14 protein-coding genes and 1 pseudogene are annotated in these 17,839 nt (G+C 36.6%); 1 reads left to right on the forward strand and 14 read right to left on the reverse strand.

Annotated features, from left to right (window positions below; all coding sequences use genetic code 11):
* Positions 1 to 80 precede the first annotated feature (80 nt).
* The 6 genes from ACTWJ7_RS32325 to ACTWJ7_RS32350 all read right to left on the reverse strand — a co-directional run bounded on the left by ACTWJ7_RS32325 (position 81) and on the right by ACTWJ7_RS32350 (position 8,377).
* A complete protein-coding gene (locus tag ACTWJ7_RS32325) occupies positions 81 to 1,790 on the reverse strand; it encodes a TniQ family protein (RefSeq protein WP_301882443.1) in 1,710 nt (569 codons plus the stop codon).
* 72 nt (positions 1,791 to 1,862) lie between these two features.
* Entirely contained in the window at positions 1,863 to 2,879 is a 1,017-nt protein-coding gene (locus ACTWJ7_RS32330) for a TniB family NTP-binding protein (RefSeq protein ID WP_301882445.1), read from the reverse strand.
* Positions 2,879 to 4,963, reverse strand: coding sequence for a Mu transposase C-terminal domain-containing protein (locus tag ACTWJ7_RS32335; RefSeq protein WP_301882446.1), 2,085 nt, complete (start codon positions 4,961 to 4,963; stop codon positions 2,879 to 2,881). Before ACTWJ7_RS32335 ends, ACTWJ7_RS32330 begins: the two co-directional genes overlap by 1 nt.
* Before the next feature lie 5 nt (positions 4,964 to 4,968).
* Positions 4,969 to 5,607 carry a TnsA endonuclease N-terminal domain-containing protein gene (locus tag ACTWJ7_RS32340; RefSeq protein WP_301882448.1) on the reverse strand — a complete coding sequence of 213 codons (639 nt, stop codon included), beginning with the start codon at positions 5,605 to 5,607 and terminating at the stop codon, positions 4,969 to 4,971.
* A gap of 12 nt (positions 5,608 to 5,619) precedes the next feature.
* The gene (locus tag ACTWJ7_RS32345; protein ID WP_301882449.1) at positions 5,620 to 7,371 is read right to left on the reverse strand and encodes a TniQ family protein; all 1,752 of its coding nucleotides are present in this window, start codon (positions 7,369 to 7,371) and stop codon (positions 5,620 to 5,622) included.
* 16 nt (positions 7,372 to 7,387) lie between these two features.
* A complete protein-coding gene (locus ACTWJ7_RS32350) occupies positions 7,388 to 8,377 on the reverse strand; it encodes a DGQHR domain-containing protein (protein WP_301882451.1) in 990 nt (329 codons plus the stop codon).
* Positions 8,378 to 8,511: 134 nt separating this feature from the next.
* Here ACTWJ7_RS32350 and ACTWJ7_RS32355 point away from each other — a divergent pair, with 134 nt between their 5' ends.
* Positions 8,512 to 8,856: a helix-turn-helix domain-containing protein gene (locus ACTWJ7_RS32355; RefSeq protein WP_301882453.1), complete on the forward strand. Its 345-nt coding sequence runs from the start codon at positions 8,512 to 8,514 to the stop codon at positions 8,854 to 8,856.
* Positions 8,857 to 8,932: 76 nt separating this feature from the next.
* Here ACTWJ7_RS32355 and ACTWJ7_RS32360 read toward each other — a convergent pair whose 3' ends face one another.
* The 8 genes and pseudogenes from ACTWJ7_RS32360 to ACTWJ7_RS32395 all read right to left on the reverse strand — a co-directional run.
* Positions 8,933 to 9,112: a hypothetical protein gene (locus ACTWJ7_RS32360; RefSeq protein WP_301882454.1), complete on the reverse strand. Its 180-nt coding sequence runs from the start codon at positions 9,110 to 9,112 to the stop codon at positions 8,933 to 8,935.
* Positions 9,113 to 9,158: 46 nt separating this feature from the next.
* Positions 9,159 to 10,892, reverse strand: a complete 1,734-nt coding sequence (locus tag ACTWJ7_RS32365; protein ID WP_301882456.1) for an ATP-dependent nuclease — start codon at positions 10,890 to 10,892, stop codon at positions 9,159 to 9,161.
* A gap of 240 nt (positions 10,893 to 11,132) precedes the next feature.
* Positions 11,133 to 12,827: a hypothetical protein gene (locus tag ACTWJ7_RS32370; protein ID WP_443146251.1), complete on the reverse strand. Its 1,695-nt coding sequence runs from the start codon at positions 12,825 to 12,827 to the stop codon at positions 11,133 to 11,135.
* Positions 12,828 to 12,967: 140 nt separating this feature from the next.
* Positions 12,968 to 13,162, reverse strand: a complete 195-nt coding sequence (locus ACTWJ7_RS32375; RefSeq protein ID WP_443146252.1) for a hypothetical protein — start codon at positions 13,160 to 13,162, stop codon at positions 12,968 to 12,970.
* A complete protein-coding gene (locus ACTWJ7_RS32380; protein ID WP_301882458.1) occupies positions 13,149 to 13,631 on the reverse strand; it encodes a hypothetical protein in 483 nt (160 codons plus the stop codon). The genes ACTWJ7_RS32375 and ACTWJ7_RS32380 overlap by 14 nt, the downstream gene beginning before the upstream one ends.
* A 6-nt stretch (positions 13,632 to 13,637) precedes the next feature.
* Positions 13,638 to 14,594 (reverse strand): hypothetical protein, encoded by a 957-nt coding sequence (locus ACTWJ7_RS32385; protein ID WP_301882461.1) that lies wholly within the window; start codon positions 14,592 to 14,594, stop codon positions 13,638 to 13,640.
* A gap of 5 nt (positions 14,595 to 14,599) precedes the next feature.
* Complete coding sequence (locus ACTWJ7_RS32390; protein ID WP_301882462.1) at positions 14,600 to 14,800, reverse strand: hypothetical protein; 201 nt, start codon at positions 14,798 to 14,800, stop codon at positions 14,600 to 14,602.
* 1,317 nt (positions 14,801 to 16,117) lie between these two features.
* Positions 16,118 to 17,635 (reverse strand): annotated as a pseudogene (locus ACTWJ7_RS32395) (protein kinase domain-containing protein); the annotation flags it as partial.
* Between the last annotated feature and the right edge of the window lie 204 nt (positions 17,636 to 17,839).

The raw sequence follows: 17,839 nt of genomic DNA on the forward strand, positions 1-17,839 counted from the left end.
AACCATACATTCTCGCTGGTTACCTACTTTTTTGTTTTTTGGCCGACTAATAGTTAGATAAGCACTTTAATCCAATCATGTTATTCCATCTCATTCAGCCTGAAACTCTGGAGGAAGTAATCTAACTCTGCAGTTCTCCGGAGAACATACAACTCATCACTATGTTTGTTCTCGTTAACTGGCACAATCCCTATAGATTTTAATGTTCTTAGTAATTTTTCACTTGTTTTAAACGGATTATCAGGAGCTCGCACAATGTGAATCGCTAGGATATATTCTTCCTTAAACTTGTTATACTTTTGAATAGCAATAAGTTTTACTTTGGATTCTTCAAGCTCACTTTCACCGAGTAATCCCCGGTAAATCCAATGATACACACCTTGTTTCTTAATCTGTAGATCCAATGCAATGTCTTCTATGCGTATATATGCCCCATTTAATTGTTTCTGTACATTCTCATAGTCAAAAAATAGAATATCCAGACCTTTTAATGTAGAAGAGTCACGTCTTTCATAGGGTTGTATTTTATCCTGCAGGATCAAAAGTAGGAAGCTAGGTAGATCACACTTAAACTGATAGGCTTTATAGAGTGCTTCTCTAAAGGTTAACAAACCTGTTCGTTCAGAAACAATACTTTTACTTCGTAGATTGTTGAGCAACTTATAAGCCTCATGTTTCTCAAATATATACTTGCAACTATCGGATTTTCTCACTAAAGCTTGGGTATCATTTTGGAGAATACCTTTAGCTACCATCACTGGGATCTGATTCGGATAGACATTTAATATCTCAGCCACCTCTATCCGATTCGCCTCCCCTATATCGACGTGCTTTCGAACAACTCGTTTACGAGCTGTAAATCGAGCTGAGAATCCAACTTTTAAATAACGTTCAGTATAATAGTGAATAGCTTGCTCAAAAACTTCATATCCATGTATATCTGTTATAGGATCAATGAACTTCTCTTTAATAGAATTTTTAGCGTAATTCTTTTGTTTTCGCATCCGAACTTCATCAATAAGGGAATAAAAGTTATTTGGCCAGTTTTGGAAAGACTCAAAAGCTTTTTCACCGTTCTCATACTGATTACCAGCATAAATACGTTGAGAAGTATCACTATGCATCTTCCCTTCTGACTTCACCCACCTCACACTAAAAAGCAATAAGTAGTACATCTGTTCAAAAGACAATTTATCCAAGAAAAAGTTAGATTGCGGGTTATTTTCAATCGGATTTAACAACCGCCGTACTAAGTAAGAGGACAGGGCTCCATCTTTACAGAGTAGTTTGGATTTTTCGTATTGAAAGCCACATTGACACGTATATAAATCTATTTTCAAAACATTTAATGCTTTACCACAAGCCTGGCACTCATCAATTAAGAGGCATCCATGCTTAGGGCAAGATACCACTAAAGACATTTCCCACTCTATGCGATGATAGGGTTCTTCACTTATACATATTGGGCAAATTTTAGGCCGATGCGCGCTTGAACCAAACTGCTTTAATTGTACCTTAACCTTATCTTCTAGGCGTGCGTAGTTAGGGGACATCCGATATCCTAAGATCATGTTACGCAGGACACGCTCCTCTTGTCCTAACATTTGACCTGGCAAATTCCAATCAACTGTTTCTGTTGGGAAATGAAGATTAATGGTCTTGTTATGTATCATCCAATACATCGATTTGTATAGCCACACCGTTTCCATGTAGCCATTGAGCTGCGCACATCGATGAATATACCCACGTAAACTTTCATCCCCATATGGATTGGGTTGTATTAGTAACATGACAACGGACTCCCTTACACTTAGAGTGGATAACTTTGATTGATCAATGTTAAAGACGAATAAAGCCTTACGTTAATTTCTCCGTTTGCGTTTACCCTCTACAGTTTCTTTTTCTCTAACCCAACGTTTTTTTTCTTGAGATAACTCTTCATCTAAAACAAATTGCTTGATATTAAATGGATTAGTACGGAATGGACGTGAAACTTGTTTGAGTCGGCTTAGTGCTTCTTGAAAATGAACTTCGGTAATCTTATCTTCTCCATCTTTCAGAGCAATCTCAGTTCCCAGTTCAAGCAACTTCATAATATAAAACGGAACGCCGAGTGAAATATAATACAGTTTATCTGCAATCCGAACATCCGACAGATGAGATCGATCTGGAAAGGGTAAGCCACTTTCAATTTTGTTTAGAAATGCCCGAAATAGGAGTTGTTCCTCTGGAGTCGTATAGTGGAACGGCTCTATAGCTAATTTTGATGCATATCTTCGATCTAATTGTTCTTCCTTTTCGAAAATATGAATGGAACTGGGCATCCCACATAAAACAATAGGGATTCCACTCTCTTCAGAGAAAGTTTTAACCCAATTGGCTGCTGTTGCGAGTACATGTTCTGTATCTGAATCAATTAAATGCTGAAACTCATCCAGGATAATCATCTTTATTTCGAGTTCTTCTATAAAATGATGTATTCGACTAGTTAGTTGAATCTCCGTTCCTTGACTGTAAAACGGATCGCCAATTTTGTGCAAAATCTTTGATGCTAACGATTTCGGTGTAGCTTTAGGAGGGACTTTCATATGAAGAACAGGAATTCTTTTATATTTTTTTTGAGAATCATTGACTTGTTCGATTGGGTAACGATCCGTAAATTCTCTTGTAACTGTACTTTTGCCCACACCCGTTGGCCCATAGATGAAAAGCTGATCCGGATTCACGCTTCCCTCAGCGTGATATAGGATATCTTCCAAAAGTTCAAGAGTTTCATTGTACTGGGGATAATGAATGATCATACTTTTGACATGTTCTTTTCTCCATTTTATATCTTGTCTCGAAGCTGGTATTCCACCAAGACGTTTATATTCAGCCATTATCTTAACTTCCTTTCTATTGTCCATGAAGCATTCATTTGCTCAAAATCGAACTTATCCAGTGCTTCCTCTTCTATGATCTTGGTAGCAGATATATCCTCTGGAAGTTGAGCCAATACATTCGACGGGTGTTCCGCTATCCGATCCGCCTCTTCTTGATTCACTAGAACTACGTTTGTATCATGAGGGATAGAATCGGCCTTGTTCCCCACGCCATATATAGCACTGAATTCCTTAGACCTCTCTACGTCTTCTCTTCTTCTTTTACGCTTCGTCTGCTTGTATTCCTGATTTCCTTCTTGGACAATGGCCTCAAGTGAGGTTAGTGCATCTGTGACATGTTCTTGATTTTGAAGGAACTCGTTTGCGTCCCGATTGTTCACATAACACAACTGTGCAAGATGTTCTTCATGTATCGGATAATTGAAATCAACATGGTGCCTCATTAACCTGGAGTTCAATTTTAAATAGGCTAGGACATATCGTTTATTTTTCTCGTCATATACATAAATATGTCTCATGTCCATTCCGTATCGTACACGAACTTTCTTATTACCTCCTGTGTTTTGAATCATCAATCGAAGTTCGTTTAACGGTACACTATTAAAAAATTGACCCTGAAGTTCAATTCCTTTTGGCCCTATAGTCCGATAGGTTGAACTTGAGGCAAATAACAATTCAATGTACTCTTTCTGTTGTGGTAGTTGACGCCTGATTTTTGAATCTTTAAGCGCCTCATTCCACAAATCCTCTGGTATACCGCCTACGCCACGATTATATTTGTTAGCAACTAAATCTACGATCACTATATGAATCATTTCATGTAACTTATTGATATCTACACATGCTTTTTTCTTTGAATTATAATGACCCTTTTCTTGGAAATTGGAGAAAGTGGTCCCTCTGTAGGCATGAAAAACACGATTTATTTTCCCAAGCGCATTTTCAACAGTGCCTTTCTGATGACCTGATGCTTTTTCGTTAAAAAGCAACCCGATTCCGATGGCCCCACAAACTTCACTAACTTCCTCACAATCATTTACAGAGGCATTGTCCATAATAATCGTTTGTGGTTTTCCGTACCCTGACCACTCCTTTTGGACTCGAGGATATAATTCTTTTATATTAGTTTTCGGTGTCATAATTTGAAGTAAAAGTTGTTTCCAATCTCCTGCACTGGGTTGTTCTTTGAAAATAACAATATAACCTAAGGGCATATCTGTATATTTATCAACGGCATACATCACAATAGGCCGGTATGTCTCATCTGTATCAAAGTTAACAATAATGTAGTCAAGCGGAGTCCAATCCAGTTCTACATATTGAAGAGGCCGTTCCGCTATGAACGAACTACGGACACCGTTCTGAGCTAAGTCGGCATGCGCAATACCCATAATTTGAATTTGTCTAGGTCGAGGATCATGCATTTCCTTATACAGCCTGCGAAACGTGGATTCGGAAAGTATGGATAGTTGTTGTTTTTCTTCGCGAAAAGCATTGTGTTCAATAACTTCCTGTTTATACAAAAGCCACTTATTTCTCGTAGTTTGTGTTTCAGCCTTCTTATCTAACTCTTCAATAAAATCTCGTAAAAACTCCATCTTTTCGGTTTCAATATGACGACCTTTAGGACCCATTGCAGCCCGAAGCAACGATAGTTTATTTTCATTTCGGCTATATTTTTTGATCCAACGATAAACCGTTGATTTATATAGTTTAGTTTGAGAAGAAGGTAATAAGGCCGTAGGATAGTTATCAACGTACTCCTTAACATTCTGGACACGTCCTTCAATAATTGGTTGAATAATGGCGTACTTTCGATCCATGTCTTGCTTCTCAAGAGGCGTATGATTTTCCATATCCCATTTCGCTGTTTCATCGGAATCATCCTCAACATAAAATCTCAGTTTCTTCGTCTCATCGCCTGTATAAAAGGACTCATGAAGTTCCTTTAGGGTAATTCGTTCTGTCATACGATAATTTTTGTTAAATACTTCAAACGTTTTATCATCTACAATCGACTTAATTTCAAACTCGGTGTTACCTATTTTAAATTGAGTGCCACAATCTAGTGTAATAAACACGTCTGTCACTCCCTATATTCGATTTGGGAAAGATCCGTGATTGGGGTAGATATTAAATCACTATGAACTTCTTGAAAATAAATCAACTGATAAATCGCACTATAATACTGTTCTTCAGTTAACCCTGCACAAAGTATTCGGAGTTCAGCAATCGTACTTACGTTTACCTTCTCTAGTTGAGCCAAAACGAAGTTTAGTACATGTGAAGGTACCTCTTCCATTCCCAATCCACGTAACAAAGATAAATTAGGCTGCAAATATCCTGGGCGAATGTCATCTTCTGTAATAGTGATATAAGTCCAGTCCCTTTCTTCACAGTAGGCTCGGCCAGCTAGATACTTTATGGGATTATTTTTTTCAAATACAAATCGATTCGGTTTCACTTCAACAACAAAAACTTGATTATCATACGTAATGATCTTAAAGTCTGGGTAATGTTCTCTAATTTTCCCATCGTACATGTACGTGATTTTTATATTTTGAGCAAAGATCAATTGTACGTCTAAATCATAATCAGCGAGTCTAATATAATCCCTCTCCAAAAAACTTTCCCACGGGATCATCTCACCTGTTTTTAAAAATGGCTCTTTACCACGGTACCCTTTAGTTTTCGGCTTAATCTTTCGAACGGGTTGATTGAACATCTTCCGTCCTCCCTATTTCTCATTTCCACAATGATATGATTGATTATTATGGACTCGAACAGCCTCGGATATAAAAAATGTCACATCGGGTGATATTTTTACTAAATATGATTGCCTTACATTTAAATGGGCATAGACTTCCTTTATCATTAGTGTTTTGCCTCGATGATCAGAGAGTAATTTCTTGATCTGGATATATAGTTCAGAGGTTCTTGCTTGATGTACTTCAGAGACCTGCCGCCTCTTAGCTTCAAGGTACAGATCGTACCCTTCTTTCCAGGATCTTAGCGTTGCAACTGAAATATGAATACGTAATGCTATATTCCGTAGTGTAATGCTTTCATTTCGTATTTTTATTTGTTTAACGGCGTCCATTAATTCTTTACGTTTAAGAGTGAAGTTCAATTGAGGGCCCAGAGACTTTTTCAGGTTATGTTTTAATCTTAGAATCGTAATATGGTATCTATACATCAGATAGTGACTTTCCGACTTCCAGCATGACCACGACTTGATATGGTTTAAAGTCATATGCTGTAGCACCGCTTGTTGGAATCGGTTCAGCAATGTTTGATCTACTAACGAGTCAACTGTTGAAATAATTCTAGTTCTAAAGAAAGCGATATGTTTGAGAGACCCCCTCCAATGTTCAGGTGTCAGCTGCCTCCACTCTTCCTGAAACGTATTAAACGCTTCAATATATCCATCCTTTTCTTTTTGCTGCCCTTGCTCATCAAAATAGTAAGTACATCCGCATTGTGGACAAAATGAATACTTTCGTCTTACTCGGTTATTCTTCAGTTTTTTATACGATGTTCCGGTATCACATAATTGATCTTTACATGGGTCAAAGGTACACCAAGGAGCTATACAAGTAGCCCCCTGGTCAATTGCAATTACATCTTTGGATTCTATATATGTTGACCAATGTAGTGGTAATTCATTGGATAGAAATGATGAAATATCTGTAGTAGTTTGAGAGAGGAAATTTAACAATGTCGCTATATGGACACTTCGTTTTATCGTGTGAGTTCCACGAATTTGTTGTAATAAATCTTGATGATCTATTTTCAATTGATTACAAGCATCGCGAAGAGAGAGATGAGGAGATTGTTGATGAATGACGTACATTATTTTTTGAGCTACATTCTCTGGAGAATAAGATGCATCACTACATTCCAAGAGGTACCCCCATTGACGTTCTAACCATTGTTGCTCAGAAATATCGATCTCGACCTGCTCTTTATGCCCGGGTAACGTTCCTAAAAAGGTACCACATAGTGGACAACAGTTCCCAGCCAAGAGTGCACTCCATTGAAGCGAAGAGTGGCACTTTAGACAAGTATGCCTCAAATGACATTGATGTTTTAGGCATATATCCCGTCCCACAATTACCCATTGCAAACGTAAATAGTTCGCCTCATCTAGACAATGAGGACAATAACAAAAATCTTTTCGAATTAATCCTCTCATTACCCGTGAATGAGATTCCTTTTTACTATGAACAAATTTAGATATTGCATAAAAGAAGGTTAATTTATAAATCTCCTCCTTATCTAGCTCAGTCCGTTTAGATAGATAGCTGATATCTAAAATAAGGCTGGGATATTGATCAATGAGATAGATCCTATCTGTACGCAACGTATAATCTTGACTAGAAGCATCTTTAAGTAACTGGATTAAGGATACCCCATTAGCGTAAGCCAATCGACTCAAAAAACTAGAAAGTGATTCGTCTGAATAGGGCTTCAAGCGTATCAGATACATTTCAGTTCCCCAGCTTTTACTTTTTGGTGAATATGTCAGCAATTAAATCTTGTGCGAGAATTCGAGAGCCACTAATTCCTTTCAAATACTTTAAAGGACCTTCTGCAGCCCATACGGTATTCTTCATTTTCCGGACGCTTTTCTCTATAAAAGAATAGTCTGCTTTTCCTTTTTGCTTCGTAACAAATTCCTTCAGAATCTCAGATCCTGTAATCGCTAATGCATGAAGACAAACAATGTGAGTGATACGGTATTCTTTATAGTTAAGCCACTCCATATTGAATTGCTCTTTGATGTAGTTAAAATAGATGAGGCTTAGATTCAGCTTTTCATCTTTACTTAAATTCGAGACTGGTTCAGACTTTGTCAACAATTCAATCACTTTGTACAAATTCTGAAGAGTAACATGCCGGCCCACACTTCGCTTTCCCGTCACTGTACCAATAAAATGGAATGGACTATCTCCACGAGTAATGAGCTGGGTAGAAATCCAACTCAATTCGTCCGAATTACGGTGTAGATATTTACTCAGTGAAGTGCCAATTCCTTTAGCTTTGGAGTTAATGACGTCAAACAAGATAATTTCTTCATCCTCATCTAAATAATGAAAGGCCAAAAAGGGAACAACGATTTCTGAATTGGTGTCCTGTGTATATCGTTTAATTCCACCCACACGATGCTGGCCATCCATTAAAGAGGCTTTGTCTTTACAAAGCAATCGTCCGACATGCGGTCTTGTTTTGTCATAAGCGACAAACTCCCAATGAGATTCACCATTTAATATGATTGGAGTAAAGAGTGCATCATCTCCTTTGGAGAGATAGGATGCGAAATCATTACATCGTTTACTATCTACTGGGCGTTGATAACCTTTGCCTGAAGGATGATCATATGGTTTTACATATGTCATTTGTAACACTGAAGCCGCGGATACATTTCCTAAGTAGGTCACTTTCCCACGCATTTTAGATTGCAGCACATTCTCAATTACTTGTTGTTGGCTCATAGTTGTATTCTCCTTATAATCATATGCTAATCTCATTTTAGGATATTTAACACCTAATTACAATTGGAATTAAGTAGTTGAATATTCTTCATTCCAGGTCATATCTTACCTACTCTTATATAGAGGTGGCATGAATGTCCAATATATATTTACAAGTAGGTAAAAAAATCCGTTTATATCGCAAAGCAAGAAAACTAACTCAGGAAGAACTAGGTGAACAACTTCGAATAGATCAATCTTACTTAGGGAGAATTGAACGCGGGGAAGTCAATATTACGATAGAGACTCTGGATAAGATTGCAATTTCGCTCGGTATTGTGCCGTCTCAATTACTTGAGGATGAGAAGCGAGATGCGATGAATAAATCTAAAACAGATCTGATGGAGAAGATAGATACCACCCTATTATCTTTATCCAGTAAAGAACTTGAAGTGGTTCATCGTTTGATTAAAGATGCCCTTCTATTGAAAGAAATGTAATACGTCCTACAGCAGAAAAATCACTTTTGGAATTGTACGACACAACATTCCAAAAGTGCTTTTTGTTTTATGGACGTTAAAGATTATCCGATAAATCCAGTACTCGTTTACATACATCACATCTGACTTGCGTCACCAGCCCAAGGCTAGTGGGGATAAAAATATATTCAAATTTAGCACCCGTTGCATCCATCGCAACACATGAATCCCATGCTCTGATGACATTCATCATTTCGTCCGTAATTTCAAAATTCACTAGACACCTTCCTTCTTACTACGCGAGATTACAAAGTTTTGCGTTTCTAATGATCTCTTTCCCACCACTGCATAATCGCTTTAACGAACGGAAAATCCGATGCTTCCTCAGGGGTTATGACCTCCGCCATTTTTATGGCTAAGTTGATTTTATTTGTAATCCAAGGAGAGAGGTCCATAAAGGGATCATCGCCAACTCCTTCTTCCGATATGTTGAGAACGTTAAATAAAGCACGCACAGGATACATGTTTTCAATCGTACGATAATCCGTTGAAATATAACATTCTACTCCGTATTTATAACACTCTTGTTGGTAATCTATTTTTTTCTTCGTTAAGTTTCCACCTGAACTCAATGGTTTGACTAGATCACTATCTAAAATAACCATGGCTTTCGGATGTATTTTGGTCAGGTCCGATGGTGAAATACTGTATATATTTTCTCCACCCATGGGTATAATCACGAGTCCTTCTTGTTCTATATCCATCTCACACTTTTTCAATAGTAAGGGCAGTAGTGTACTTTCTGTCGTCCCTTCAACAAAAACGAACCCTCTTGATGAGATTGTATCTGGTAGATATGCACCAATTGCTTGAAATACCGTCGATTTGTCATGTGGTTCAATCGCTCTAGCTGTCGTTTCCGATCCATCATGTTGAACCAGATACAAGCGATCCTTGTCCTTTAAATTCTTCATAATAAATGGAGAATGCGTTGATACAATCCATTGAATTTCGAAGTCTTCGGAGAGTTCTCTTAGCAGTTTTAAAAATCGTACTTGCAGTTTGGGATGCATGCCCGTTTCCGGTTCATCAATGAAACCTATTGTTTGATGATTTGAACCAGATAACAGACGTCCAGCTAAATATACGGCACTAACTACACCAGATCCACTACGAGTCAACGGTTGATTCTTTACTATTCCGTTCTTGTTCCACTCAATAAAAACATCATGATGGTCCATTCCTGCCGGAATATTGGTTGAAATTGAAATAACATCGGGGAACAACACTTTCACATAATGCAGCAGTCTCTTATATAAACCTTTCCGCATCATCTCCTCTGTTCTAATCTTTTGGATAAACCCTACAAGTTCAGAGACATTATAGCCTAAATAGAAAGCGTCTTCTTTTGTAGATTTCATTTCTTTGAGGTGAGGAGAATAGCTTCGATTAGGCGAGATAAAGAAACTTCTATACTGAAACTCTCCTCCAGATCTTACTGTCGCCGAGATCCAATTGCATAATTTTGATAAGCTTCCAACTTCATTAATATCATGATAGTACTTATCTAATAATTTTAAAAAAGTTCTTTCAATGGATTCATCAAATGATAACTTACCTTCAGTTCCAAAAGGATCATTACTTTTTTTTAGATTTGTGTTCTCATACTTATACATCATCAAATTATTGAACAAATATGATAACTTCTCGACAAGTTCAGGATGATGTATCTTCGATACTACGGTTTGAGATAACTGATTAATCACATGGCTTTTCACCTCCGTTGGTAGAGTCGTTATTACACTGAACTGACTTTCATCTACAATATCTCCGTTACTTTTTTGATGTTTACTACCTGCAAGATAGATATTCTCTACTAAAAATTCATCGTGACTATTACGAAACGATTTCATAGTTCCATAGAGCGCCAATAAAATTGCTGTTTTTCCGGAATCATTCTCTCCTGAAAGCACCGTAATTCTCCCTAAATCAAGTTCAACTCCTGGATCCCCTCCGATGGATCTCCAATGTGTTATCTTTACTCTCTGAATAGTCATCTAAAGACTCCCCACCATTCGAAATAAAAAATTGAGTTACTGATTCTAAACCTACACGTTTATTCTCACTTCACAACAGGTATAGCCCTCCATATAAGAGGGCTATACCTTATCACGGGTATATATTTGTTAGTTCTATCTGATTTATCGACAATTATTCATAATTTGTATAGGCGTTTAACATAATTGCAGACCCAAATACAGGTTTCTGTTGCTTTAAATTAGAGATCTAGAAATAACTTATTTCTTGTCTAGTTCAGAAATTTTTCGGAACGCTTTGTTTGGAATATTGATTAATTTATATTTTGTAGCAGGTAACCTTTGTAAGGCTTCTCGAGTCTCAATATCCTTTATAGTGATACCCACGATAATTTGTGAATTGTTCAATTCAATGATACGAGTAAAGAACTTTTCCACATCGTTCATCATAATACTATGCTGGGCCGGCTCATCAAAGATTAACACCCCAGGGTGATACCCTGACAGACTGTTCGATGTCTGTAGCAACGCTATTACAAATGCCCATATTGCTCTGATATTGTCACTAGCTGATGAGTCGAATTTCATATCAAACCCTTCTATAACGGGCAAATATGAGTCTAATGAAATTTCGACTGTGTTCAAGTTAAATACACTCTTATATCCAAAATCAGTTAAGTTAGTGACAAAATAGTTTCTCAAAGCTTTTATCTTCTTTTCATCTAATTCAGTAAGTTTTTTCTTTGGAAGCTTTGCTTTCTCATCCATAATCAGCTGCCATTCATTTGCTAACTCGACCAGTCTAATTTTTTGATTACCAAAAATGATATTTAACCGATCCAAACTAGTGATCTCAGAATCGAGTTGTAGTCTCTTATGAATAACTGTCTCAGAGATATTTTCGTTGATGGAATATAGATCATTACGTAAAGATTTTGCCAGACTACGAAGTGTGAACAACCCATTTTCTAATTGATTATTTCTCATTTTCAAAGTAGCGCTATTTCTCAAGTGGCTATTCTTTGCAAAATCCAGCATCTCTTTTTGTGCAGTTAAGTGTCTGATATTTTCATCAACACTCATGAATTTCATATCACTCGAATTAGGAATTAGAGTATCTTGGATACTTTGATGGCATACTGGACAAATATCTTCAGATGTCATTAGACTTACTTCTGAACCTAAATCTCTCAGTCTAGCAGCATCTTTATTATTTCTGATATCAGCCTCAATAATCTCAAGATTATTCGTTATTTTTTCTATGCTACTGTTTTCCGAATGCAATAAAGACCTATTCTTATAGATTTCCCTTTCAAATTCCTCAATAGATATTTCCGTAGCATTGAGTTCTTGTTGAATCTCGTCAAAATTATCTATAATTTTAGGTTTCAAAACGGATAATTGAATGTATCGCTCCCTTAAAATATCCACATATTCATTAAGTCTGATATCTTCTTTTTTTATACTCATTCCTAAAACTTCTTCATCCATAAGGATTTTGGGATGCACGGGAATATTATGTGTAGTGCATGACTCTCTACCTGAAAGAAGAATAATTTCCTTTATTATCGTGCCCCACTCGTCTCTGATACTACTTTCTCTCGTTCGTAGATAGTCTTTTTTCTTTTCATTTTCTAAGGTATCCAAGTTAATAATAAATTCTAATACACGTTTTTTAGATTCTCTAATTCCTAAAACTGGCATACCAGATAAAATATCAGCCCATCCATGCTTCTGTTCAATGAACATTGCCGAGAATATTAACTGTGAATAGAGTTTTCTGGTCGCATCATCAGTTGCCGGAACTAAAGGCAACTCTATATGCAAAAACCCCTCTAAAAAACTATGAAAACCCTTTTTATTTACTGCCGAGTTTTGCATATGTACGTACATATCTTCTCTTAGCACATCTGGTTTACTAATTCTGTCAATCCCACTGTAAAATACAGTAATCAATTTATGATTTCGGTTCTCCATTTTGACTGATCGGTATATCGTTATTGTTTCCTGGCCATTAGATATTTCTAGAAATGCACCTGATTCTAAGACAGGATAGATATTATCACCATCTTCTATCGAGCTCTTATAAACCGAAGTTAATACCTTTTCGCCCTTTCCCCGATAATCTCTTCAAATCCAAGACAGTAGTAGATCGCTGCTATAATAGAACTTTTCCCGCGAGTGTTATCTTCACTAGCTATAAAATTTAAACCTTCATTAAACGAAGTCTCAAACCCATATAAGCCGTTACTAGTCGAAATATCAATTTTTAATTTTTTAATCCTCAGCACCAGAATACCTCCAAAGAGAAGTGAGATTTTTTATTTTTTCCTCAGTAAGCATAGTCGATAACGAAGATAAGTAACTTTTCTCTTCAGTCATTAAATTTGTCTCCTTAATGATTTTTTTCGCATAGGATCTGCCTGTAGGAGTTAGTCTAAACAAACCATTTTGTTGTTGATATACCAATCCATCTGCTGTTGCATAACGGATAGCATGATTCACAGCTGGGTCAAATCTAACTACTGCATAATTTGTTAAGCTATCATACGCTATACTCTTTAAGTTTTGCATGTCTTGTTTTGTACTTAGTCCTATGGAAATCATATGTAGTTTTAACAATGAACATCCTCCACGACTACATATATCCATAATCAAGCAAAGTTGAGCCATTTTATAACTTATTCTGTAATTATAAGGTACAGCATCAGGTTTAGCATCAAATACGATTTCATCTGCGATGAGATAACGTTTCTCCATATATAATCACCTACTTCTAAATTGCATTGAACAATCAGCAAGCCAACCACTTACAAGATCGTTCCTCAGTTCCATTACTGATGCAAGGTTAAGATATGTAAACTGTTGCTCTAATTTCTGTTGAAAATCCTTCATAATCTCGTCAAAAAGCTGTGCGTTTATCGAACTATTGGTATTCATTTTGGTTCTCATTGATACTTGCCTTTTATATGCCTGTTCTAGCACATATATATCTTCATATATTTCTGGATAAGAAACTCTTAGGATCTTTAAAATTTCAAGCCCTTTCATATATGAATCTATGTAAATACCTACAACCTCAATATAGTCTTCATCAGATTCATCGATATCTCCCATCACTGCTTTAACCTTTCTTTTGATATTATTCACTTTTTCTGAATCACATTCAGACCAATCCAGGGTGCTTGTATGATATATGGCAATATTAAGTTTCATATCAGATAAAGTAGTCCTAACAATCCTGGAAATCTCCACTTTAAAATCTTCAGCTTGCTTAATCACAACGATAAATTCATCATCAATATAATCATAACTTTCCGGATCAGATATTTTTAGGGTCAGCACTTCTTGACGCTTTGTTTCTGCATGAGTGACAATTCTTGCATCCTTATATCGTGGGATCACAAAATGCCACTCTTTAATTTTAGGAACTCCAAGCTCCTTTAACCTTTTAGCATATGTCAGATTAGTCAACTTTTTAATATCATTACTCATTTTAGTTCTTAGATGACTGTAAAGATCATCATCACTATATTCACGCTCAGGACAATAACACTGATACACTCTACCTTGGCGAGTAAACCCTTCAATACCTGCATCCCCTCCATGAACTGCTGGTACTTCAGTGAAATGCTCATCTTGAAATTTCATTCTATAGCATGAATTTATTAGAGCTTCCCATGACTTCCCATCCAATGGAGTTTCTATGTAATTTAAGATCACAATCTTCACACTCCTAATAGATTTATTGAAATTGAGCTACGATGATCAGCAGTTAGCTTTAAAACATTAATATCAACAATGAATGTTTCGGTCGAATTAAGGTATCGAACTTTAGCTAATTGAAAATCAAGAAAAACCTTAACTATAACTACTAGTTTATCAATAAAATAAAGATGATCATTGGTTTGAGGAAGTATGGCTGACATTCTATCATCTCCTCACTTAAGATAAAAAACTATGTAAGAAACACTGATTAGATCTGTGTAATTTACACTTTATAGTAGATTATACTCTAACGAATTCAATTATTTTGTATAATTGTGTCGAATAATATATTTGTAAATAGGTTCTCAGCCATACTCATTGTTCTAAAATAAAAAATACTATCTAAAAATAATTTTGAAAATTAAACGAATCAAAGGGACGCTCCGATAAAATCTTTATAAAGGAGTGATTTAATGAATAGACATTCTGTATCTGATCAAAAATTAAAACACCAGATTTACAAAATCTGTTTCGAGGAATTAACTCTACGAAATAAACTTTTTAATCAGCGCGCCCGTAGATTTGAGGTGGTATTTGTATTATCTTGTTCGTTACTCATGGCACAACTTCTACTTTACATTCTTCTATTTTTGTATGGGATTACTCATCTAGTTACTTTTACGGGATCCTCTTATTATGCCTAGGTACAATTACTCTTTTATCTCACTTAGTCACAATTCAATCTTCACGAAACTACATTCGAACAGAATATAAGGAACTATCGTACCTCATTGGAAAATCAAAATTTACATATGATAAAGAGATTCTTTTTGCTTTAAGGTGTGATGAAGTTTATTACTTTTTGAGAAACAATAGATTTAACCACACTAACATTGATAATCTAATCCAATATTACTCATATAAAGGAGACTCCATAAGGAAACAACGCTGGCTTCCTATTGCCATTTTTGCAACATTTATATTGCCTTTTTGGAATGCTAGTGTAACTAAAAATCTTGTTTGGACTGAAATAGATAAAGTTGTCCCATTGGCCTTATTCGCAATTTTCCTCCCAACTGCTGTTTGGGTGTGGAGAAAAATATTGAAATGATCTTTCTATCCAAATCTAATAACTACAATGAACTTACAACTATTCTGCGCACTGTTAAGTCATTTCCAAAGTTTTAGTATCAGTTCTAGTGGTATCTAGTTGTCTTCAAGATATGGAACTAGTACGGTCAGGATCACCTAGGATTTTTGGTAGAACTTTAGAATTGATATCAAAAAGGAGCAATCTACTAAACGACAGAATGCTTCTTGCTAAGCTAACATTTCACGTTAGTTTTAAAGATAGATATACAAAATTAAGTACCACAAGAGTGTTAGATTGTTTGTTTAATTAACCTGCCCTTTAGTTCAATGAAAAAGACAGCCGATTACTTGCCGGCTGTCTAGATTTAATTATTATAAGTCGTCCTAATGGGGACTTACGGCAACTTTATGCTTACAATTCGACTTATGGCAAACTGGATGAGAATTTATTCCAAAGTAATGTTGGGGTGGAGATCCAGGTCGCGGCGAATTTCTGTGTCGCTCATGGTGAGAAGCTCTAGTAACTGTGCTAAATTGTTGTTTTCTTTGGGATTAAGAGCGGCCAAGCTGCGGAAATAATCTTTTAAAATAGGATGGGAATAAAAATATTGTAAGCATTCCATGTAAGTCCGAAACTCGTCTGTAGTTAATTCACCGTGTCTGCCATCATAGGTTTGAGAAATACTATTATAGATTGATCCCTTGTGAACTATAAGAAACACTCCATCGTACCACCTATTTATATACATTAAGTTATCATATTCTTGCTGGTCAGGTCGGTATGATCCCTCAAAAATACGAAGGAACTCTGAGGGTGGGCTGTAATTATCTAATTCCTGAAATTCTTCAATAGTATCAGGGAATATAGGATCAAGAGTATCAAATTCTATCCGAAAATAACTAAAGCGTGCATCGTCATTGGGAATTTCCCATACCAATCGCTTTAACTTGAACACATGAACGATACCAAAGTCAAATGAGAGGGCAATCATGTTTGGTTCTTTTAGCCAAGTTGCATGTTCGACACTAACTGAGTCCATTCCCCCGCCTTGGTGCACAAAAGTATGATTAAAATTTGCATGAGAGATTTGTTTTAAAATTTCCACGACTTTTGCTGCATCTCTCCAAATTATTGTACTCGGCGCCCATTGCATAAGGAGAGTGCGTTCAAGATATTGCCAAGCACTCCTCGATGCACGTTGTTCATCTTTAGCAATCTGCTCCCAAACGTTAAATTTATTCAAAAACTCTTTTATCGTTGGCCGCTTTGCAGGATTTTCAATAGTAGCTTCCCTCAGGAGATCATAGAGCTCAGCAAAATGCTGTTTGTTGTAAAGCTGTTGAAGCTTAACATTCTCCAATGGGTTGAATTGGCCATCAAAGGCAAACTCCTCTTTTGTTAAGATCATCCAAGCTGTTTTAGCAAATGAGTACACATCTGCAGGGCGATGATCACTTTCAAAGTTGGCGTTTATTCGTAGCTCAGGAGCAACAGTTTTTCTATTTCCTACGAGCTCCTCATCAGGTGTGAAATGCTCCTTTTCAGGATATGCAAGCAAACCCAAATCACTTAAACAATAACAGTCATTGTAGAATAAGATGTTTTCGGGTTTGATATCTCGATGGCTGTGCTCACGTTCATGTAAGGCTACGAGTACTTGAGCGAGCTCACGCACAATAGCTGTAAGTTCGTAAATATTATGTTTCGCTTTAATTTTTTCGGATAAAGGCGTGGCTATTGGCATGACGAGAAAGTATCTTTGCTCTGGGTCACATTCAAAATCAAGAATGGGGATGAGACCACGCATCCCATCTTTAACGAGTTGTTGACCTTTACGCGCCTCAATTTCAAACCGTTTTAGCCGGCGCTCAGTTGTCTTTTCGCTATTAGTCTCAACTTTTTTTGGCATTTTATTCTGGGCAATCTTTAGAGCAAATTGCTTTCCATCACGAGTTGCGCGGTATACATTGCCGCTCCCCCTTTGCCAAGGAGATCATTTTTATCGTCGTAGACATAATCTTTGAGTCTTTTTCGCTCATTGCTATCACCCTCGTTATATTTTATCAATCTGTTAAACTGGATGTATTGTTATATTACGGATAGAGCACAACTGCTTTGACGGACATCAATAAGTTCACATCACTACCATGCTGCATTCCATCATCGC

It is taken from the genome of Paenibacillus sp. 1A_MP2, assembly GCF_052244825.1.
Lineage (GTDB): Bacteria > Bacillota > Bacilli > Paenibacillales > Paenibacillaceae > Paenibacillus > Paenibacillus vandeheii.